General features: G+C 64.1%; 16 protein-coding genes and 2 pseudogenes. 10 read left to right on the forward strand and 8 right to left on the reverse strand.

The genetic code is table 11. The features are described from left to right. Nucleotides 1–86: 86 nt before the first annotated feature. Nucleotides 87–932 (forward strand): uroporphyrinogen-III synthase, encoded by an 846-nt coding sequence (locus RX327_RS26930; protein ID WP_317247641.1) that lies wholly within the window; start codon nucleotides 87–89, stop codon nucleotides 930–932. Here RX327_RS26930 and RX327_RS26935 read toward each other — a convergent pair. From RX327_RS26935 to RX327_RS26950, 4 genes and pseudogenes are all read right to left on the reverse strand, one after another. Next, on the reverse strand, nucleotides 929–1906 hold the full coding sequence (locus RX327_RS26935; RefSeq protein ID WP_050384603.1) for a tripartite tricarboxylate transporter substrate binding protein: 978 nt from the start codon (nucleotides 1904–1906) through the stop codon (nucleotides 929–931). The two genes, RX327_RS26930 and RX327_RS26935, sit on opposite strands and share 4 nt — an antisense overlap. 117 nt (nucleotides 1907–2023) lie before the next feature. Beyond that, nucleotides 2024–2961: pseudogene (locus tag RX327_RS26940) on the reverse strand (GDP-L-fucose synthase family protein). Next, nucleotides 2942–4040: pseudogene (gene gmd / locus RX327_RS26945) on the reverse strand (GDP-mannose 4,6-dehydratase). The pseudogenes RX327_RS26940 and gmd overlap by 20 nt, the downstream one beginning before the upstream one ends. Before the next feature lie 140 nt (nucleotides 4041–4180). Continuing rightward, nucleotides 4181–4855: a Crp/Fnr family transcriptional regulator gene (locus tag RX327_RS26950; RefSeq protein ID WP_317247642.1), complete on the reverse strand. Its 675-nt coding sequence runs from the start codon at nucleotides 4853–4855 to the stop codon at nucleotides 4181–4183. A gap of 398 nt (nucleotides 4856–5253) precedes the next feature. Between RX327_RS26950 and RX327_RS26955 the strand changes: the two genes are divergently transcribed. The 6 genes from RX327_RS26955 (at nucleotide 5254) to RX327_RS26980 (ending at nucleotide 12496) form a co-directional block, all read left to right on the forward strand. After that, complete coding sequence (locus RX327_RS26955) at nucleotides 5254–6075, forward strand: ABC transporter ATP-binding protein (protein WP_317247643.1); 822 nt, start codon at nucleotides 5254–5256, stop codon at nucleotides 6073–6075. Beyond that, nucleotides 6072–8000, forward strand: coding sequence for a long-chain fatty acid--CoA ligase (locus RX327_RS26960; protein ID WP_317247644.1), 1929 nt, complete (start codon nucleotides 6072–6074; stop codon nucleotides 7998–8000). The genes RX327_RS26955 and RX327_RS26960 overlap by 4 nt, the downstream gene beginning before the upstream one ends. Before the next feature lie 211 nt (nucleotides 8001–8211). Further along, nucleotides 8212–9105, forward strand: coding sequence for a branched-chain amino acid ABC transporter permease (locus RX327_RS26965; RefSeq protein WP_317247645.1), 894 nt, complete (start codon nucleotides 8212–8214; stop codon nucleotides 9103–9105). 3 nt (nucleotides 9106–9108) lie between these two features. Next, entirely contained in the window at nucleotides 9109–10182 is a 1074-nt protein-coding gene (locus tag RX327_RS26970; protein WP_317247646.1) for a branched-chain amino acid ABC transporter permease, read from the forward strand. Between the two features lie 60 nt (nucleotides 10183–10242). Beyond that, nucleotides 10243–11526 carry an ABC transporter substrate-binding protein gene (locus tag RX327_RS26975; protein ID WP_317247647.1) on the forward strand — a complete coding sequence of 428 codons (1284 nt, stop codon included), beginning with the start codon at nucleotides 10243–10245 and terminating at the stop codon, nucleotides 11524–11526. A 130-nt stretch (nucleotides 11527–11656) separates the two neighbouring features. Next, entirely contained in the window at nucleotides 11657–12496 is an 840-nt protein-coding gene (locus tag RX327_RS26980) for an ABC transporter ATP-binding protein (protein WP_317247648.1), read from the forward strand. A 65-nt stretch (nucleotides 12497–12561) separates the two neighbouring features. Here RX327_RS26980 and RX327_RS26985 read toward each other — a convergent pair whose 3' ends face one another. Further along, the gene (locus tag RX327_RS26985; RefSeq protein ID WP_317247649.1) at nucleotides 12562–13713 is read right to left on the reverse strand and encodes an AGE family epimerase/isomerase; all 1152 of its coding nucleotides are present in this window, start codon (nucleotides 13711–13713) and stop codon (nucleotides 12562–12564) included. 95 nt (nucleotides 13714–13808) lie between these two features. Here RX327_RS26985 and RX327_RS26990 point away from each other — a divergent pair, with 95 nt between their 5' ends. Together RX327_RS26990 and RX327_RS26995 are read left to right on the forward strand one after the other, a co-directional pair. Next, a complete protein-coding gene (locus RX327_RS26990) occupies nucleotides 13809–15032 on the forward strand; it encodes a phenylacetate--CoA ligase family protein (RefSeq protein WP_317247650.1) in 1224 nt (407 codons plus the stop codon). A gap of 104 nt (nucleotides 15033–15136) precedes the next feature. Beyond that, the gene (locus RX327_RS26995) at nucleotides 15137–15667 is read left to right on the forward strand and encodes an HAD family hydrolase (RefSeq protein ID WP_050383789.1); all 531 of its coding nucleotides are present in this window, start codon (nucleotides 15137–15139) and stop codon (nucleotides 15665–15667) included. Nucleotides 15668–15702: 35 nt separating this feature from the next. Here RX327_RS26995 and RX327_RS27000 read toward each other — a convergent pair whose 3' ends face one another. The 3 genes from RX327_RS27000 to RX327_RS27010 are packed head-to-tail and all read right to left on the reverse strand — an operon-like array spanning nucleotide 15703 to nucleotide 18343. Beyond that, nucleotides 15703–16800: a DegT/DnrJ/EryC1/StrS family aminotransferase gene (locus RX327_RS27000; protein WP_050383790.1), complete on the reverse strand. Its 1098-nt coding sequence runs from the start codon at nucleotides 16798–16800 to the stop codon at nucleotides 15703–15705. 17 nt (nucleotides 16801–16817) lie between these two features. After that, entirely contained in the window at nucleotides 16818–17285 is a 468-nt protein-coding gene (locus RX327_RS27005) for an acyltransferase (RefSeq protein ID WP_050383791.1), read from the reverse strand. Continuing rightward, nucleotides 17282–18343: a Gfo/Idh/MocA family oxidoreductase gene (locus RX327_RS27010; RefSeq protein WP_317247651.1), complete on the reverse strand. Its 1062-nt coding sequence runs from the start codon at nucleotides 18341–18343 to the stop codon at nucleotides 17282–17284. Before RX327_RS27010 ends, RX327_RS27005 begins: the two co-directional genes overlap by 4 nt. 469 nt (nucleotides 18344–18812) lie before the next feature. Here RX327_RS27010 and RX327_RS27015 point away from each other — a divergent pair, with 469 nt between their 5' ends. Further along, complete coding sequence (locus tag RX327_RS27015; RefSeq protein ID WP_050383793.1) at nucleotides 18813–20207, forward strand: hypothetical protein; 1395 nt, start codon at nucleotides 18813–18815, stop codon at nucleotides 20205–20207. Nucleotides 20208–20237 lie beyond the last annotated feature (30 nt).

A 20237-nucleotide genomic window follows, 5' to 3' on the forward strand; every position in this document is an offset into this window, starting at 1 on the left:
CCCGTCTACACCGCAGGCGGCCTTGCGCCAATCCCGGCGCGGGGGTCAAATCGAACAAATGACGACAATGTTTGTTAGGGACCATCATGGCTGAACGGCTGAACGGCTACCGCATCCTGATCCTCGAAACGCGCGAGGAAGCGCAGTTTTCCCGCCTGCTCGCCGAGCAGGGCGCCGACGTGCTGCAATGCCCAGCCTTCACCATCCACGATGCGCCCGATCCGGCGCCGATCGAGGCCTGGATTCGCCGCGCCATCGAGCGGCCGCTCGACGACCTCGTGCTGATGACCGGTGAAGGCCTGCGGCGGCTGATGAAGGTCGTGCGCCGGCTCGGGGTCGAGGCGGAGTTTGTCGGCAGCCTCGCCAAGGCGCGCAAATTCGCCCGCGGCCCCAAGCCCGGCCGCGCGCTGCGCGAGATCGGCCTGGAGCCGCAAATGACGACCGAGAAGCCGACGTCGGAAGGCGTCGCCGAAATGCTGTCGAAGCTCGACCTGACCGGCCATCGGCTCGGGCTGCAGCTCTATCCGGACAAAGATCACGCCACCCTGATCGGGGCGATCAAGGCACAGGGCGCCGAGGTCGATACGGTGCTGCCCTATGTCTATGATGCACAAGCCGCCGACGCCAACATCGTCACCGCGATCGAGGAAATGGCGCAGGGGCGGATCGATTCCATCGCGCTGACCAATCTCGGCCAGGTCCGCCGCCTGATCGAGGTGGCACGGGCGCGCGGTTGCGAGGACAGGCTACGCCAGGGATTCGAGCGTACACCGATCGCTTCCGTCGGACCGGCGGTGTCGGACGAGCTCAAGTCCCACGGCCTGCGCACCGACATCTACCCGGCCGAAGACGCCTTCTTCATGCGGCCGCTGATATCGGCGATGGCGGCGGCGCTTTCAAAAAATCCGCCACGAGCGGCAGCGCGAAGCTAATCAACCTTGGCGCCGGCGAACTTGACCACCTTGCCCCATTTCTCGGTCTCGTCGGCCACCAGTCTGCCGAAGTCGGCAGCCGAGCCCGGCAGCATGATCGCGCCGATCTCGGTAAAGCGCGCCTTGGCCTTGGGATCGGCGAGGATTTCATTGACGGCCTTGTTGAGCCTGTCGACGATTTCAGGCGGCGTATTCTTCGGCGCCGCAAGGCCGTACCAAGCGCTCGCCTCGTAACCCGGCAGGAAGTCGGCAACCGGCGGCAGGTCCGGAAGCACGTCCGAACGGGTCGTGCTGGTGATCGCAAGTCCGCGCAGCTTGCCGGATTTGACGTGCTCGGCGCAGGTCGGAAGATTGTCGAACATCACCTGCATCACGCCGGACAGCATGTCGGTGAGCGCCGGCGCCCCGCCCCGGTAGGGCACGTGCTGCATGTTGATGCCGGTCAGCATCTTGAACAGTTCGCCCGACATGTGGATCGTCGAGCCGTTGCCCGAGGACGCCATGTTGAGCTTGCCGGGATTGGCCTTTGCATAGGCGATCAATTCGGGAATCGACTTGATTGGCAGCGAGGGGTGCACCACCACGACGTTGGGAAAGCGAATGATGCCCGCGATCGGCTCCATCTCGCGCATGAAGTCGAACGGCAGCTTCTGGTAGAGCGTCGCGTTGATCGCATTGGCCGGCGCGACCAGCAGCAGCGTGTAGCCGTCGGGCGCCGCGCGCAGCGCCTGCTCCGTGGCGATGTTGGTCCCGCCGCCCGGCCGGTTCTCGACAATGAAGGATTGCCCGAGCTTTTCCGACAGCCACTGTCCCATCAGGCGCGCCGTCAGGTCCGCCGAACCGCCGGGCGTATAGCCGATCACGAGGCGAACCGGCCGCGCCGGATAGGTCTCGGCAATTGCATTTCCAAATGTGAGCGGAAGCGCAGCCGTAGCGGCTGCAAGTTGCAGGAACTGGCGGCGTAGAACCTTCATGATGTCTCCTCCGACGCACTGGCGGCTCTTGCGGCACGCTTGGGCACGGGCATCCTAGCCGCGTGGCGTCGCCAAGCCGACAGATATTCTCAGTCAGAGGGCGGGAGGTTCACCGCGTCACTTCGTCTCGCGCAGATAGGCCTGGTACGCGAGGGCGATGCCATCCTCGAGCGAGGTGGTGGCGCGCCAGCCGAGCCTCGCCAGCCGGCTGACGTCGAGCAGCTTGCGTGGCATGCCGCCGGGACGCGAGGTGTCGAAGCTGATCTCGCCTCGATAGCCGACGACCTCCGCGACGACGCGGGCGAACTCGGCGATGGTGATGTCCTCGCCGGTGCCGATATTGACCAGTTCGGGCGAGGAATAGGTCTTCATCAGATAGACGCAGGCGTCGGCGAGATCGTCGACGTAGAGGAATTCGCGGCGCGGCGTGCCGGTGCCCCACACCGCGACGTTGCCGGCACCCGAAACCTTGGCCTCGTGAAAGCGCCGGATCAGCGCGGCTACGACGTGGCTGTATTCGGGGTGATAATTGTCGCCTGGACCATAGAGATTGGTCGGCATCACGCTGATGAAGTCGCTGCCGTATTGGCTGCGATAAGCTTCCGCCATCTTGATGCCGGCGATCTTGGCGATGGCATAAGGCTCGTTGGTCGGCTCCAGCGGGCCTGTGAGTCCTCGCGAAGCGGCTGTGGCGCCAGCTTCGGATAGATGCAGGAGGAGCCAAGAAACATCAGCTTCTCGCAGCCATTGGCGTGGGCTGCCTGGATCACGTTGCTCGAGATCGCCAGATTGTCGTAGATGAATTCGGCCCGAAGCGTGTTGTTGGCGACGATGCCGCCGACCTTTGCCGCAGCCAGGAAAACGACCTGCGGCCGCTTCGCGGCAAACCAGGCGTTGACCGCGGTTTGGTCGCGCAAATCGACCTCGCTGCGCGACACCGTCAGGAGATCGGCCTCCTCGCGCGCCAGCCGGCGCATCAGCGCCGAGCCGACCATGCCGCGATGGCCAGCGACGTAGACGGTTTTGCCCTTCAGCTCAAACGGAGCGCTTGCCATTCGCTGCGTCCTGCCTGGCCTCGACGAGATCGCTGGCGACCATTTCCTTCACCAGCTGCGCGAACGGCGTCTTCGGCGTCCAGCCGAGCTTGGCGCGCGCCTTGCTGGCGTCGCCGATCAGAAGATCGACCTCGGTCGGGCGGAAATAGGTCGGATCGATCTGCACCAGGGTGTTGCCGGACACCTTGTCGACACCGACCTCCTCGACGCCCTTGCCGCGCCATTCGATGCTGCGGCCGACCTCGGCAAACGCCAGCTCGACGAACTCGCGGACCGACCGCGTCTCGCCGGTTGCAAGCACGAAGTCGTCGGGCTTGTCAGCCTGCAGGATCATATGCATGCCTTCGACATAATCCTTGGCATGACCCCAGTCGCGTTTGGCTTCGAGATTGCCCAGGTAGAGCGTGTCTTCGAGGCCGACCTCGATGCGGGCGACGGCGCGCGTGATCTTGCGGGTCACGAAGGTCTCGCCACGGATCGGGCTCTCATGGTTGAACAGGATGCCGTTCGAGGCGAACATGCCATAGGCTTCACGGTAGTTCACCGTGATCCAGTAGCCGTACAGCTTTGCGACGCCATAAGGCGAGCGCGGATAGAATGGCGTCGTTTCCTTCTGCGGAATCTCCTGCACCAGGCCATAAAGCTCCGAGGTCGAGGCCTGGTAGAACCGCGTCTCTTTCTCCATGCCAAGGATGCGGATCGCTTCGAGCAGCCGCAGCACGCCGATGGCATCGGCATTGGCCGTGTATTCGGGGCTCTCGAAGCTGACGGACGTGGCTTTGGGCGGCGAGATTGTAGATCTCGGTCGGCCGGATCTGCTGCACCAGGCGGATCAGATTGGTCGAATCGGTCATGTCGCCGTAGTGCATCAGGAACGGCACCTTGCCGACATGCGGATCCTGGTAAAGGTGATCGACGCGCGCTGTGTTGAACGAGGACGAGCGGCGCTTGATGCCGTGCACGGTGTAGCCGAGACCGAGCAGATATTCGGCGAGATACGCGCCGTCCTGCCCGGTCACGCCGGTGATCAGCGCAACGCGCCGCTTTGAGTCCTGAGCCGCCGAATCCTTAACCGCCATGTCATCTCCAGAGAGCGCGAAAACCGCGCGATCCCGACGAGGCCGGTCTGTAGCATCCAGCCTGCCCCAAGTCTAATGGCTTAATCGTTTGAAATCAGGACTTTAGGTCTGCGAAAACGGCTCAATGCGCCCGGAACCCGTCACTCGCCATAGTGCCGCAGCCGGTCGAGGTTGAGGATGGTCACCCCGCCATATTCGAGCCGCAACAGCCCTTCCCGCTCGAGCCGCTTCAGGCACTGGTTGGCATTCTGCCGGGAGATTCCCGACAGCGCCCCGATCTCCTCCTGGGTGATCTCAAGGTGCAGCGTCAGGTCGGGATAGAGAATCGGATTGAACAGCGAGGCGATCGAGCGCGCCAGCCGCGCCGTGGCGTCCAGCGTGCGGCCATATTCGAGCAGCGCGATGAACTGGCCGAGCCGCTCGTTGAGCTGGCGCACCAGAAAGCGGTTGAAGCCGACGCTGTTCTCGAACAGCCAGACGAAGGTCCGGCGATCCATCATCGCCAGTCGCGTGTCGCGCAGCGCAACCACATCGTAGCGCCGGGGCTCATTCTTGAGCACGGTCCCCTCGCCGAACCACGCGCCTGCGGTGAGGCCCGCGAAACTCGCCGCCTTGCCGCCGCGCGAGACGATGCCCATGCGCGCCAACCCGGTGACGATGCCGGTCCAATACTGGAAGTTGTCGCCGCGCATGAAGATGAATTCGTTGGCGCGATAGGATTTCTCGGAAATGCCGGCGCGCGCGATTTCGATTTCTTGCTCGCTCAGTTCGCGCGACCAGGCCGCGATGCGCCTCAGGTAATCAGCAGCAATCATTCTAGCGACGGCGTCCTACCCCAAGATACTGCAACGATATTGCACCGCAGCAACGCCGTGCGCGAAGCCAGGGACCCGAGGCCTGGAATGCCAGCGAAAATTCCTGACCAAATGTCGGGCACATGACAATTCAACCTATCGCTTTCTCGTATTCAGAGCCACCTCGCGTAACGTCGCGCAGCGCCTTGATGGATCGCTGAACGCGGACGACGCGAGGGACGGGCTTGCAGGCGGGTGCGGCGTTACCGCGCATGACGCAGGCGATCGGGTCAAGCGATGCTCCCGAACGCCGGCATCATTAGTCGGATGGTCTCCCTTCGGCGGCCCATGTAAGATCGAAGCAAGATCGAAGCGAAGATAAAGAGCGCGCCAAAGCGCCCGTATCTGGAGGGAACAGGGTGGCTAATAGTCTCGAGGTGCGCGGAGTCTCATTGCGCTTTGGCGGCGTCCGCGCGCTGACCGAAGTGAGCTTCGGCGTCAACGAGGGCGAGCTGTTCTCGATCATCGGCCCCAACGGCGCCGGCAAGACCTCGATCGTGAACTGTATTTCCGGCCGCTACAAGCCGACCGAAGGCCAGCTCTTCTATCGCGGCCAGGACATTACCGGCCTCAACCCGAACGCGCGGCCCCGGCTCGGCATCGGCCGCACCTTCCAGAACCTGGCGCTGTTCCACCATATGAGCGTGCTCGACAACATCATGGTCGGCCGCCATCACCTCCTGAAGAACAACTTTCTCACGGGCTCGCTGTATTGGCTCACCGGCGCGCGTAAGGAAGAGCTCGAGCACCGCCGCAAGGTCGAGGAGATCATCGACTTCCTCGACCTGCAGTCGGTGCGCAAGGCGACCGCGGGCACGCTCTCCTACGGCCTGCGCAAGCGTGTCGAGCTCGCGCGCGCCATGGCGCTGGAGCCGCGTCTCATTCTCCTCGACGAGCCCATGGCCGGCATGAACTTCGAGGAGAAGGAGGACATGGCCCGCTACATCGTCGATCTCAACGAGGAGTTCGGGATGACGGTGGTGATGATCGAGCACGACATGGGCGTGGTGATGGACATCTCCCATCGCGTCATGGTGCTGGATTTCGGCAAGAAGATCGCCGAAGGCGATCCGGCCACCGTGCTCGCCGATCCCCACGTCAAGCGCGCCTATCTCGGCGAGGAGGACGAGGTGCTGGTCGATCCCGACGACAAGCCGGCGGTGCGGGAGAGTGCGGCATGATGGATTATGCAGGCCGCGTCGCGCAGGCCGACACTTATCCGAAGATGCTACGGCTCAATGCCAGGGAGCACGGCAACGAGATCGCTTTGCGGGAGAAGGATCTCGGGCTCTGGCGCATTTTCACCTGGAACGACTACCAGACCCGCACCCATGATTTCGCGCTCGGCATGGTCGAGCTCGGGCTTGGCCGCGGTGACGTGATCGGCATTATCGGCGACAACCGGCCGGACTGGGTCGCCGCCGAGATCGCTGCCCACGCGATTGGCGCGATGAGCCTCGGGCTCTATCGCGACGTGCTCGACGAGGAGGCCTCCTATCTTCTCAACTATGGCGAGGCGCAACTCGTCTTCGCCGAGGACGAGGAGCAAGTCGACAAGCTTCTCACCCTTGCCGAGCGCGCGCCCAAGCTGAAGCACATCATCTATTCCGATCCGCGCGGGATGCGGAAATATGACGACCCGCGATTGATGGAGGCGAGCAAGCTCGTTGCGCTGGGCCGCGATCGCGCCGCGCGCGAGCCGGAGCTCTACGACAGGCTGGTCGATGCCACCAAGGGCGAGGACGTCGCGATCCTCTGCACGACGTCAGGTACTACCTCGCATCCGAAACTCGCGATGCTCGCGGCCGGGCGCGTGCTCGGCCATTGCGCGACCTATCTCGCCTTCGATCCGAAGGGACCCGATGACGAATACGTATCGGTGCTGCCGCTGCCCTGGATCATGGAGCAGGTCTACGTGCTCGGCAAAGGCCTCTTGTGCCGGATGAAGATCAACTTCGTCGAAGAGCCCGACACCATGATGAACGATCTGCGCGAGATCGCACCGACCTTCGTGCTCTTTGCCCCACGTGTCTGGGAATCGATCGCTGCCGACGTCCGCGCCAAGGTGATGGATGCGACGCCCTTCAAGCAGCGGCTCTATGACCTCGGCATGAGGACCGGCCTTGCGGCGCTCGCCGAGGGCAAGCGTTCTGTGTTCGCCGACCAGCTCTTGTTCCGCGCGCTGCGCGACCGCCTCGGCTTCACCCGCCTGCGGTCGGCCGCGACCGGCGGCGCAGCGCTCGGCCCGGAAACCTTCAAATTCTTCCAGGCCATGGGCGTGCCGCTGCGCACGCTGTACGGCCAGACCGAGCTGCTGGGGGCCTATACGCTGCATCCCCAAGGCAGGGTCGACCCTGATACGACCGGCGTGCCGATGGCCGACAGCATCGAGATCCGCATCGACAATGCCGACGTCCACGGCGTCGGTGAGATTGTGGTGCGGCATCCCAACATGTTCCTCGGCTACTACAAGAACCCCGAGGCGAGCGTCGCCGACATCAAGGACGGCTGGATGTGCTCCGGCGATGCCGGCTATTTCAATGCCGACCAGCAGCTCGTCGTCATCGACCGCATCAAGGATCTCGCCGAGACCTCGCGCGGCGAACGCTTCTCGCCGCAATTCATCGAGAACAAGCTGAAGTTCTCGCCCTATATCGCGGAGGCCGTGGTGCTGGGCGCCGGCCGAGACGCGCTCGCGGCAATGATCTGCATCCGCTATTCCATCATCTCGAAATGGGCGGAAAAGAACCGGCTCTCGTTCACGACCTACAGCGACCTCGCCTCGCGGCCCGAGGTTTACGCGCTGCTGCAGAAGGAGGTCGAGACCGTCAATGCCACGCTGCCGCCGGCCCAGCGCATCTCGCGCTTCATGCTGCTCTACAAGGAGCTGGATGCCGACGACGGCGAGCTTACCCGGACCAGAAAGGTCCGCCGCAGCGTCATCAACGAGAAATACGAAGGCATCATCGACGCCATCTACCGCGGCGTCGCGGATATTCCCGTCGACACCGTGATCCGCTTCCAGGACGGCACCACGCAGCGGGTGCGCACCACGCTCGAGGTCGTCGATCTCGGCCGCGCCGTGATTGCGGAGGCCGCGGAATGACTGTGTTGCGCGACCAGAGCGCGGTGCTCATGAATATGCCCTCTCCCCTTGTGGGAGAAGGCTACACCGCTAGTCGACTCGCTTGGGTGAGGGGTACCCTCTCCACGATCCCGTTGCGGAGACAACCCCTCACCCGGCTTCGCTTTGCGAAGCCACCCTCTCCCACAAGGGGAGAGGGTGCTGGCGCCGCAGTCCGGAGCGACCGCACCCCATGAACACCCAGTTCCTGATCCAGCTGATGGTCAACGGCCTCGTCGTCGGCACGCTCTACGGCGTTGTCGCGATGTCGTTCGTGCTGATCTACAAGGCGACGCAGGTTGTCAATTTCGCGCAAGGGGAACTGCTGCTGGTCGGCGCATGGGTGTGCTGGGCGCTGCTGGCGAAATACCAGCTGCCGTTCTGGATCGGCATGCCGATCACGCTGGTGTTCATGTTCGTGTTCGGCATCGCGATCCAGGTGCTCATCCTGCGTCCGATGATCGGCGAGCCCATCATCTCGGTGATCATGGTCACGATCGGCCTGTCGACAGTGTTGCAGGCGACGCTGAAGTGGCTGTTCGGCGTCAATCCGCAGCCGTTCCCGCGGGTGTTCGAAAGCCAGTCCGTCAGCCTGTTCGGGCTCCAGATCCAGACCGTCTATGTCATGAGCCTCGTCGTCTCGGTCGCGATGATGATCGGCATGGCCTGGTTCTTCCGCGCCTCCAAATACGGCCTGGCGATGCGCGCCACCGCGTTCAACCAGCAGGTTGCGCAGTCGCTCGGCATCTCCGTCAAGAGCGTGTTCGCGATGGCCTGGGCGATCTCGGCAACGGTCTCGGCGGTCGCCGGCGTCGTCGTCGCAGTCGTGAACGGCGTGTCCTCGGGCCTTGCCGCCTACGGCATCAAGGTGTTCCCGGCGGCGATCCTTGGCGGACTGGATTCCGTTGGCGGCGCCGTGCTTGGCGGCATCATCATCGGACTGCTCGAGAACGTCGCGCAATATATCGACAGCGAGTACCTGCACTGGGGCAATCTCTACGAGATCGCGCCGTTCTACGTCCTCATCATCGTGCTGATGATCAAGCCCTACGGGCTGTTCGGCACCAAGGATATTGAGCGGGTCTGATCAATGGCGACAAGCACACTCATCCCCTCGGGCGATTTCCGCACCTCCTACGCGGCCGACACCACGATCTTCCCGACCGCGACGAGCCGCAACTTCGCCATCATCGGCATCGTGCTCGCCTGCTTCGCGCCGATGCTGCTGTCCAACTACCTGCTCTCGATCGCGATTCAGATCGGCATCTTCTCGATCGCGGCGCTCGGGCTCAATATCCTGGTTGGCTTCACCGGCCAGATCTCGATCGGCCATGCCGCCTTCTTCCTGCTCGGCGCATTTACCTCCGCCTACATTTCCAACAACGCGCCGATCCCGGTGTTCTTCGCAATCCCGCTCGCCGGCGTCGTCACCGCGCTGGTCGGGCTGATCTTCGGCATTCCGGCGGCGCGGCTGAAGGGTCTTTACCTCGTCATTGCGACGCTGGCTGCGCAGTACATCCTGCTCGACTTCTTCTCGCGCGCCGAATGGTTTTCCGGCGGCTCGGTGCCGGCGAGCGCCGCGCCTTTCTCGATCTTCGGCTATACGCTGCGCGGCGACCGACAGTACTTCTACGTCGTGCTGGCCTATGTGCTCGTGAGCTACGTCCTCGTCACCAATCTGATGCGCACCCGTGACGGCCGCGCGCTGGTGGCGATCCGCGACCATTATCTCTCCGCCGAAATCATGGGCATCAACCTCACCAAGTACCGGACGCTGTCGTTCGGGCTTGCCGCCTTCTTCGCCGGCATCGCCGGCGCGCTCTATGCGCACTACCAGCTCGTGGTGTCGCAGGAGGGATTCGGCATCGAGCGTTCGATCCTGTTCCTCGCCATGATCATCATCGGCGGCACCGGCTCGATCATGGGTACGCTGATGGGTACCGCCTTCGTGGTGCTGCTGCCGGAATCGATGGAGTGGCTGAGCCATCATCTGAAGGGCGGCGCGATCGACCAGGCGCTCTCGCTCAACAACAACATCACCTTCCTGCGCGAGATCGCGATCGGGGTGATCATCATCGCATTCCTGATGTTCGAGCCTGACGGGCTCGCGCATCGCTGGCGGCAGATCAAGGCGTATTGGAAACTCTACCCGTTCTCGCATTGACGCAAGGCACGGAACGCAACTCAAAATTCGGTTCAACGAATAAGCAGGAGGAACGCAAAAATGACGATTAGATCCCTTTTGAGCTCGGTCTCCGTTGCGCTGCTGATCAGCAGCGCGGCCGCCACCGCGCAGGCGCAGATCGCCATCGGCCATCTGCAGGACCTCTCCGGCGGCACCTCCGACGTCGGCACGCCCTTTGGCCAGGCGGTCGCCGACACCTTCGCCTGGGTCAACAAGAACGGCGGCGTCGGCGGCAAGCAGCTCAATCTCGACACCAACGACTATGGCTACCAAGTGCCGCGCGCGATTGCGCTCTACAAGAAGTGGTCGGCGCCCGACAACAAGGTCGCCGCGATCATGGGTTGGGGCACCGCCGACACCGAGGCGCTGACCGGCTTCCTCGCTCAGGACAAGATCCCCGACATGTCCGCCTCCTATGCCGCCGCACTCACCGATCCCGAGGGCGTCAGCGGCAAGGCCAAGCCCGCGCCCTACAATTTCTTCTATGGCCCGAGCTATTCGGACGCGCTGCGCGCGATGCTGATGTGGGCGGCCGAGGACTGGAAGGCCAAGGGCAAGCCCGGCAAGCCGAAATTCGTGCACATGGGCGCCAACCATCCCTATCCCAACGCGCCGAAGGCCGCCGGTGAAGCCATGGCGCAGGAGCTCGGCTTCGAGGTGCTTCCGCCGCTGGTGTTCGCGCTCACGCCGGGTGACTACAGCGCACAGTGCCTGAGCCTGAAATCCTCGGGCGCCAACTACGCCTATCTCGGCAACACCGCCGCCTCCAACATCTCGGTGATGAAGGCCTGCAAGACCGCCGGCGTCGAGATCCAGTTCCTCGGCAACGTCTGGGGCATGGACGAGAATGCGGCCAAGACCGCGGGCGATGCGGCCAATGGCGTGATCTTCCCGCTGCGCACCGCGGTGAGCTGGGGCGGCGATGCGCCCGGCATGAAGACGGTGATGGAGATCTCGAAGATGTCCGATCCCACCGGCAAGGTCTATCGCCCCGTGCATTACGTCGCGGCCGTCTGCTCGTCGCTCTACATGAAGGAGGCGATCGAGTGGGCCGCCAAGAACGGCGGCGCCACCGGCGAGAACGTCGCCAAGGGCTTCCACCAGAAGAAAGACTGGGTGCCGGCCGGGATGGAAGGCGTCTGCAATGCCTCGACCTGGACCGAGAAGGACCATCGCGGCACGCTCAAGGTCGACCTCTATCGCACCAAGGTCTCAGGCGCGACCGACGGCGACCTCAACGACCTCATGGCCAAGGGCACGATCAAGCTCGAGAAGGTCAAGACCGTCGAGCTGCCGCGCAAGCCGGAATTGTTTGGCTGGTGAGGCGGCAGCCGAACAGGTCCACACATCGTCATGCGCGGGCCCGGCCCGCGCATCCATCAAGCGAAGACGTATTCCGATCGATGGATTGCCGGCTCGAGCCCGGCAATGGCATCGAAGGGTAACACAGACCATGAACGAAACCCTCGAAGCCACCCGCCCGGGGCCGACGGCAGTCCCGCCGCCGCCGCTCCTCAGCATCAACAACATCGAGGTCGTCTACGACGACGTCATCCTGGTGCTGCGCGGCCTCAGCCTCGACGTGCCGAAAGGTGCGATCGTGGCGCTGCTGGGCGCCAACGGCGCCGGCAAGTCGACGACGCTGAAGGCAATCTCCGGGTTGCTCAAGACCGAGGACGGCGAGGTCACGCGCGGCGAGATCCTGTTCGAAGGCGAGCGGATCAACGGCATCGACCCCGACAAGATCGTGCGCCGCGGCATCTTCCAGGTGATGGAGGGCCGGCGCATCGTCGCCGACATGACGTCGCTGGAGAACCTCAAGCTCGGCGCCTTCACCCGCAGGGACCGCGAGGTCGATTCCGACCTCGACATGGTCTTCAACTACTTTCCGCGCCTGAAGGAGCGCACTGGCCTTGCCGGCTATCTCTCCGGCGGTGAGCAGCAGATGCTCGCGATCGGCCGGGCCCTGATGGCGCGCCCCAAGATGATCTTGATGGATGAGCCTTCGATGGGCTTGTCGCCGCTGCTGGTGAAAGAGGTGTTCTCGATCATCCAGAAGATCAACCGCGACCTCGGCGTCACCATCTTGCTGGTCGAACAGAACGCGCGCGCTGCGCTCTCGGTCGCAAGCCACGGCTACATCATGGAACAGGGCAAGGTCGTGCTCGACGGCAGCGCGGACGATTTGCGCGACAACGAGGACGTCAAGGAGTTCTACCTCGGCGGCGCCGGCGACCAGCGCAAGAGCTTCAAGAACCTCAAGAGCTTCAAGCGGCGCAAGCGCTGGCTGTGAGGATATCGAGCGTTTTCGGGCCGGAGTTGCGTGTGCAGAAAACGCGTCAGACCAGGAAGGCGGTTCTATCCGAGCACCTGCTCCGCTTCCGTGACCGCGCAGAGAACATGATAGAACGACGACGCAGGAATGATGTCGATCAGCGATTTGCCGTCGCGATCGAACTGGTCGTACCAGCCGCCCTTCACGGGATGGCTGAGATAGTGCCGTTCGAGCCGCACCAGCGCCGCGCGCGCCTCATCCGCCGCCCCCGCCTCGCCGGACTCGGCTTGCGCGATCCACGCCTTCGCGATCTCGGTCTGCGGCCACAGCCGGCGCGTGCTGCGGCGGATGTTGCCGACGTCGTCCCCCTCGTCGATCAGGCAGCCCGTGGCCTCGTCGCGATAGCGCAGCGCGGTCGACAGCAGTTCGGCACGCCGCGGCGCGGTCGGGCAGCCCGTGATGCGCTCGAAACCCTTCAGCAGCCAGACCCATTCCGCCTGGTGACCGGGCTCGACGCTGACCGGCTCGATCTTCGACCAGTCTTCCTCGAAGTACTCGGTCAGGATGCGCTTCTGCTTGTCGTAGAGATTGGCCAGGAACAGTGCGAAGAATTCTCCGGCGCGGTTCTGAAACGACAGATCGTGGGTCGCCTCGAAGCACGCGATCATCGCCTCGAACAGATGCATGTGCGGGTTCTGCCGGCGCGGCAGCGAGACCGGAAGGCCTTCGTGAACGCCGCCATGCGGCGAGCGCAGATGGCCGTCGAGGAAGGCGAGCAGCGCATCGATCTCGGCGCGAACCTGCGCGTCCTGGTCGAGGGCGTAGACGGCCGCGAGCGCAAGCAACACGAAGGCGTGGCCGTAGGTGTCGCGCAGCGGGTCGTGCACGCCGCCCTCCGCGGTCAGGCTGTAGACGAAGCCGGGCCGGCCGTCCGGCGCCCTGGCCTTGGCCAGCAGGTAGTCCAGCCCCTTCAGCGCGATGCCACGCCCCTCAGGATACCATCCCATCTGCGCCGCCTTGGCGTAGCACCAGATCTGGCGCGCCTGCACCATGATCCGGCGCGGGGCGGCGCGATCGGCTGTCCCAGCCCGGTGCAACCGGTCGACAAAGCCGCCGGCGGTGCTGTCCCAGCCCGCGGTCGACCACAACGGCAGGGCCTGGTCGATGATGCGGCGCTTCAGCCTCGCTACGACGTCGGCGGCCCCGTCCGCCGCAACGCTCTCTGCCTCAGCCATCGTGCTCCCTGGAACCGTCCCAATGTCAGCGGTCACCGTCTGATAGCACGGGCGGACCGGCACGCAACCCGCGCACTTCCTCTCAAGGACCTGCCATGACCGACCATTACGACGCCCTTGAAACGCGCGATCCGGCCGAGCGCGAGGCCGCGTTGTTCGCCCGGCTGCCTGAGGTGCTGCGCAAGGCAATGGCGGCGCCCGCCTATGCCAACCTGTTGAGGGGCACCGATCCCGCCTCCATCACCAGCCGGGAGGCGCTGGCGGGGCTGCCGGTGCTGCGCAAGTCGGAACTGCCGGCCCTGCACAAGGCCGTCCCGCCGTTCGGCGGCTTCGTGGCCGACACGCCCGGCTCGTTCGCCCGGCTGTTCACCTCGCCCGGACCGATCTTCGAGCCCGAGGGCCGCCAGGCGGACCCCTGGCGCGGCGCCCGGGCGCTGTTTGCGGCGGGCTTTCGCGAGGGGGACGTGGTGCTGAATACCTTCAGCTACCATCTCACCCCCGGCGGCTTCATCTTCGACGCCTCCGCACGCGCGCTCGGCTGCGCGGTCATCCCGGCCGGCCCCGGCAATACGGAACAGCAATTCGAGCTGATCGAGGCCTACCGGCCGGTTGGCTACAGCGGCACGCCGGATTTCCTGAAGATCCTGCTCGACACCGCAGCAAGCTCCGGGCGCGACATCTCCTCGATCAAGCGCGCGCTGGTCTCGGGCGCCGCGTTCCCGCCTTCGCTCCAGGCCGAGATCAAGGCGCGCGGCATCGACGCCTACCAGGCCTTCGGCACCGCCGATCTCGGCCTCATCGCGTTCGAGACCGAGGCGCGCGAGGGCATGGTCGTGAACGAGGACCTGATCCTGGAGATCGTCAAGCCCGGCACCGGAGATCCGGTTGCGCCGGGCGACGTCGGCGAGATCGTCGTGACCTCGCTCGATCCGCACCATCCCTGGATCCGGCTCGCCCTCGGCGACCTCACCGCGGCCCTACCCGGCACGAGCCCATGCGGGCGCACGAACATGCGCATCAAGGGCTGGATGGGCCGCGCCGACCAGACCACCAAGGTCAAGGGCATGTTCGTCCGGCCTGAGCAGATCGCCGAGATCGGCAACCGCCATTCCGCACTCGGACGACTGCGCCTCGTCGTCACACGCCAGGGCGAGGCCGACGCGATGACGCTGAGGGCCGAATGCGCCTCGGCGGCGGATGCCCTGCAGAGCGACGTCGCGGCAACGCTGCGTGCCGTGACAAAGCTCGGCGGCACCGTCGAGCTGGTCGGCACCGGCTCGCTGCCGAACGACGGCAAGGTGATTGCAGACGAGCGTTAGGCCTTGAGATCACCCGGCGTTTGATCAGTCCGCATTTGTCGCGCGCGGCGTTGTGAACTATTGAGCTAGCTCGTGCCCCGTGGAGACGGACGGATCATCACCTCATGAGCAGCGCTTCCGGAGATCAGCCGCGAAGGCCGGCCGTCTTCTTCGATCGGGACGGCGTCCTGAACCAGGACATCGGTTATCTGTTCGAAAGCCACAGGCTGGTCTGGATCGACGGCGCACGCGAGGCGGTCAAGGCCGTCAACGACATGGGGTATTTTGCGTTCGTCGTGACCAACCAGTCAGGCGTCGCAAGGGGTCTCTACGAGGAGACACACGTCCGGCAGCTTCACAACTGGATGGCCGATGAGCTCGGCAGGATCGGCGCGCATATCGACGCCTTTGAATACTGCCCGTTCCATCCTGAAGGGACGGTCGAACGATATCGGCAGGTCAGCCACCGGCGCAAACCGTCGCCGGGCATGATCAATGATCTGCTGGAACGCTTTCCGGTCGACGTCGAACGCAGCTTTCTGGTCGGCGATCAGCCGACGGATCTCGAGGCGGCACGTGCGGCCGGGCTGAAGGGCTACCTGTTCTCAGGCTCCAATCTGGAAAAGTTCCTGAGGCCTCTGCTGCTCGGGAGCTGAAGACCCCAGCGTCAGGCGCGAGGCCGCGATCGCGATCAGAACTTCCGGATCAGCTCGATGACCTCGTCCTGCTGCTGGCGCGTGATTTCGGCGAACATCGGCAGCGAGAGAATCCGGCCCTGATCGCGATGCGCATTGAGGAACTGCTCAGGCCGGTGATCGAACCGCGCATAGGCCGGCAGGAACGGCAGCGCGGTGGGATAGTTGATGGCGGTCTGCACGCCGTTGGCGTTGAGATGGGCGGCGAGCGCGTCACGGCGCGGATGCCTGATCGTGTAGAGGTGATAGACGTGGCTGCGCGCCGGCGCGACCTCGGGCACCACGACATCCTCGATCTGGTTGAGGCCGGCATCATAGACCTCGGCCGCCGCCTGCCGGGCCGCGGTCCAGGCGGCAAGATGCGGCAGCTTGGCGGAGAGGATCGCGGCCTGCATGCCGTCAAGCCGGCTGTTGATGCCTTCGATGTGGTGCTGGTGCTTCACCAGTCCACCGTGGCGCGCCAGCATGGCCATCTGCTCGGCGAGCGCCGCGTCGTTGGTGACGACCGCGCCGGCATCGCCCATCGCGCCGAGATTCTTGCCGGGATAGAATGAATAGGTCGCGGCCTCGCCGAAGGTGCCGACCATGCGGCCCTTGTAACGCGCGAGATGAGCTTGGGCGCAATCCTCGATCACCCACAGCTTGTGCTTCTGCGCGATCGCCATGATCGCGTCCATATCCGCGGGCTGGCCATAGAGATGCACCGGGATGATGCCGACCGTGCGCGGCGTGATCGCGGCCTCGATGGCCGCCGGATCGATCGTGAACGTCGCCTCGTCGGTGTCGCAGAAGACGACGGTGGCACCGGAATGAGTGATCATCGCCGCGGTCGAGATCCAGGAATGCGCCGTGGTGATCACCTCGTCGCCCGGCTTCACCTTCAGCGCCCGCATGGCAAGGTAAAGCGCGTCGGTGCCGTTGGCGCAGGACACGCAATGAGCGACCTCGGCCGCCGCCGCAAATTCGCACTCGAAGGCGTCGACATAGCTGCCGCGAATGAAGGCGTTGTCGCCGATCACGCCGGCGATCGCAGCGTCGATCTCGCCCTTGATGGACTGGTATTGCAGTTGCAGGTCGGCATACGGCACCGCCATCGATATTCCCCTGTTGCCTATTGGCTCGTCAGCAGCCGGCGCGCCGGATTGCCGGCATAGGTGCCTGGCGTCGTGATGTCCTTGGTCACCACCGATCCGGCGCCGATGACGACGTCGTCGACGATCCTGACCGGCATGATCGTCGCATTGGAGCCGATCGACACCCGGTTGCCGATCACCGTCTCGCGCCACAGCTCCTTGCGTCCACGTGCCGGGCCGCCGGTGGAGAACGTGTCGTTGACGAACATCACACCGTGCCCGACGAAACAGTCCTCGCCGATGGTGACGAGCTCGCAGACGAAGGCATGCGACTGCACGCGGGTGCGCGCCCCGACGATCACGCCCTGCTGGATTTCGGTGAAGGGGCCGACGAAGCAGTCGTCGCCGAGCTTGCAGCCATAGAGGTTGCACGGCTCGACGATCTTGACGCGTTCGCCGAACGCGACATCGCGCACGCTGGCCCGATGCACCTCCGGCCGGTTCACGAAACGACGCCCAGCCGGCTCAGCCGTGGCGTGAAGCGCAGCGCGACTTCCTCGCCGGTCTCGATCAACTCGTAGAGGGCCGAGATCAGTTCAAGGCTCTTGCGGCCCTCGAGCCCGTCGACCAGCGCGGCGCGCTGGTTCTCGAGGCAATCGACCACGTGGTGATAATAGGCCTGATGGCCGAAGCCGTAGACGTTGGGCGGGTTGACCGAGAACTTCTCCACGACGTCCTTGTCGGACGGCAGCTCGTCGACAAAGCGCCAGTGCCGGATCTGGTTGACCGCGAAGCCCGAAATCTCGACGGTGCCCTTTTCGCCCAGGATCGAGAGCGAACCCTCGAGATCGGTCGGGCGCGCCGCGGTGGTCGCCTCGATGATCCCGAGCGCGCCGTTGCGGAACTTCAGCGTTGCGACGGCCGTATCCTCGGTTTCGATATTGGCCAGCGCCGTTGCCGCGCGCGCATGCACGCTCACCACGTCGCCGAAGAACCACTCCAGCATGTCGACATGGTGGCTCGCCTGATTGGTCAGCACGCCGCCGTCATAGGCCCAGGTGCCGCGCCAATCGTCCTGGTCGTAATAGGCCTGGTCGCGGCACCAGCGCACCCGGACCGTCCCCAGGATGAGCTTACCGAAGCGGCCGGCGTCGAGCGCCTCGCGCGCCTTGACCACGGGCACGTTGAAGCGGTTCTGCTTGACGATGAACATCTTGACGCCGGCCTGGTCACAGGCCCGGATCATGTCGTCGGCGTCCTGCAGCCGCAGCGCCATGGGCTTCTCGACCACGGTGTGCTTGCCGGCCTTGGCGCAGGCGATCACATGCGCGGGATGCAGCCCGCTCGGCGTCAGCACGGCGACGGCATCGATGTCCTTCCGCGCCAGGAATTCGTCCATGTCGTAATGGGCCGCAACGCCGAACTTCCCGGCAACCGCATCGGCGCGTGCGCGGATCGGATCGCAGACCGCGACCAGGCTCGCTCCCTCGATGTGATTGCCACCCAGGAGATCGGAGTGACGCTTGGCGATACGCCCGCATCCGAGCAGGCCAAATCTGATCATGCAACAGGCCCTGTCTTGTCTCGTGGCCGGCCATTGCAACCTGCCGAAGAGCCGAGGGAACAAGCGGCCTTGCGAGCCGCGCGACAACGTCCATTACCCAGAAAACTCGGGGTAAGGCAAGGCCATGCACCAGTCAGGCGGCGCGGCCGCGGCACCACGATTTCACGCGGCCTCGGCGCGCTTGGCCTCTGTGAGCATGGCAAAGGTCCTTGCGACAAGCCTCGCCGGGCAACGGCGATCCGATCAGGGACAACCGCTCCCCAGCCCCCGGAGCAACAAGCGGCATTTGCGTTATTAACCAGGAATAATAGAATGAAGGATCAGCATAGTTCTTGTCGTCTTATCGTCGTCGTGCCATGCCCCTGGCTCAAAAGGCGGCATCGGTTGGCGATCGCGGGTTAGTCTGCCGAATACGATGACTATCCACGAGACAGTCCAAAAGCGCAGCCCGAGACGGCGGTAGGTGAGAATGAACGATCGCGTTATTCAGCTGGAGCCGGGTTTCGGATGGCGCCAGGCCAAGCTTGCCCTGCTTGCCTACGCCCACGTCGTGGTTTGCTGCATCTCGCTGTATTGCATTACGATCATCGATTCCTTCCCGGGTGTCATCGCCTTCGACAAGGCACACCTGGCATCCGCGATCGTCAACGTATTGGCGTTCAGTTCCCTCGTCATCCTGTTCGCAATCAGTCGCTTCAGCTTTGGCTATCTCGTCGGCTTCTACTTCTACATCATGGTCCTGGGGTATCTCTGGCTGATCGAATTTTCGGTGCTCGATTACGATCATCGCCTGGCGCTCGCCTCGATCGTGCTTTCGGCGCTCGCATTCCTCGCCCCCGTGCTGTTCATCACCGCGCCGGTACGGCAGGCTATCGTCATGCCGGCGCGCGCCTTTCACGTGATGCCTTCCGTCATCCTGATTGCCTCAGTCGCGATCATCGGCATCGGGTCTCTCTACAACCTCAAGCTGGTCGATCTCGCCGAGATCTACAAATATCGCGCGGAGCTCGCGTTGCCGGGCGTCCTGCGATATGCGGTCTGGATCGTCTCGAACGCGCTGTTGCCTTTCGCCTTCGCCTGCTTCGTCGCCAGCAAGCGGATCTGGCAGGCAGGGGCCGCTCTGCTTCTCATGCTTATGTTCTACCCGATCATGCTGACCAAGATGGCGCTGTTTGCTCCGGTCTGGCTGCTGTTTCTAGCGCTGATCTGCAACCTCGCTGAGGCCAGGGTCACGACGATCCTGTCGTTTTTCCTGCCGATTCTGATCGGCACTATCCTGTTCTTCCTGGTCAAGGCCGAGGTGCTGCCAATCAAGCCCGCATTGGTTTATTTCGGCACCGTCAACACCAGGATGGTTGCGATCCCGTCGCTCGCCCTTGAAGTCTACAACAACTACTTCTCGGCGCACCCGCTGACCCATTTCTGCCAGATCAACGCGTTGAAGCTCCTGGTTGCCTGCGCCTATGACGAGCCGATATGGGCCGTCATGGCCAAGGCCTACGATCTCGGCGCCTTCAACGCTTCGCTGTTCGCCACCGAAGGCGTCGCTTCGGTCGGCCTCGTGCTCGCCCCGGTATCCGCGCTGGGCTGCGGCTTGATCATTGCCCTCGGCAATCGCCTGTCGTCCGGCTTGCCGTCGCAATTCGTTCTGCTCTCCGCGGGGCTGCTCCCCCAGGTTCTCCTCAATGTGCCGCTTTCAACCGCCCTGCTGACGAACGGCACCGGTCTGCTGTTCCTGCTCTGGTACATTACGCCGCGGTCAGCATTCGACCAGACGGCAGCGTCGACGACTGCGTCAAGCGAACGTCTGCAAAGTGAAGGTGCCAACCAGGATGCGAGCTTGCAGCCGGTGGTTCTGAACTGAATCGAGCAGCGGAGGCTACGAAGCTTCAGC

The sequence above is a fragment of the Bradyrhizobium sp. BEA-2-5 genome (assembly GCF_032918025.1).
In the GTDB taxonomy this organism is placed as follows: Bacteria; Pseudomonadota; Alphaproteobacteria; order Rhizobiales; family Xanthobacteraceae; genus Bradyrhizobium; species Bradyrhizobium pachyrhizi.

What these genes read in the sequence shown, in the direction of transcription:
- RX327_RS26930 (WP_317247641.1), top strand. Translation starts at nt 87, where the DNA reads ATGGCTGAACGGCTGAACGGCTACCGCATCCTGATCCTCGAAACGCGC.
- RX327_RS26935 (WP_050384603.1), bottom strand. Translation starts at nt 1,906, where the DNA reads ATGAAGGTTCTACGCCGCCAGTTCCTGCAACTTGCAGCCGCTACGGCT.
- RX327_RS26950 (WP_317247642.1), bottom strand. Translation starts at nt 4,855, where the DNA reads ATGATTGCTGCTGATTACCTGAGGCGCATCGCGGCCTGGTCGCGCGAA.
- RX327_RS26960 (WP_317247644.1), top strand. Translation starts at nt 6,072, where the DNA reads ATGATGGATTATGCAGGCCGCGTCGCGCAGGCCGACACTTATCCGAAG.
- RX327_RS26965 (WP_317247645.1), top strand. Translation starts at nt 8,212, where the DNA reads ATGAACACCCAGTTCCTGATCCAGCTGATGGTCAACGGCCTCGTCGTC.
- RX327_RS26970 (WP_317247646.1), top strand. Translation starts at nt 9,109, where the DNA reads ATGGCGACAAGCACACTCATCCCCTCGGGCGATTTCCGCACCTCCTAC.
- RX327_RS26975 (WP_317247647.1), top strand. Translation starts at nt 10,243, where the DNA reads ATGACGATTAGATCCCTTTTGAGCTCGGTCTCCGTTGCGCTGCTGATC.
- RX327_RS26980 (WP_317247648.1), top strand. Translation starts at nt 11,657, where the DNA reads ATGAACGAAACCCTCGAAGCCACCCGCCCGGGGCCGACGGCAGTCCCG.
- RX327_RS26985 (WP_317247649.1), bottom strand. Translation starts at nt 13,713, where the DNA reads ATGGCTGAGGCAGAGAGCGTTGCGGCGGACGGGGCCGCCGACGTCGTA.
- RX327_RS26990 (WP_317247650.1), top strand. Translation starts at nt 13,809, where the DNA reads ATGACCGACCATTACGACGCCCTTGAAACGCGCGATCCGGCCGAGCGC.
- RX327_RS26995 (WP_050383789.1), top strand. Translation starts at nt 15,137, where the DNA reads ATGAGCAGCGCTTCCGGAGATCAGCCGCGAAGGCCGGCCGTCTTCTTC.
- RX327_RS27000 (WP_050383790.1), bottom strand. Translation starts at nt 16,800, where the DNA reads ATGGCGGTGCCGTATGCCGACCTGCAACTGCAATACCAGTCCATCAAG.
- RX327_RS27010 (WP_317247651.1), bottom strand. Translation starts at nt 18,343, where the DNA reads ATGATCAGATTTGGCCTGCTCGGATGCGGGCGTATCGCCAAGCGTCAC.
- RX327_RS27015 (WP_050383793.1), top strand. Translation starts at nt 18,813, where the DNA reads ATGAACGATCGCGTTATTCAGCTGGAGCCGGGTTTCGGATGGCGCCAG.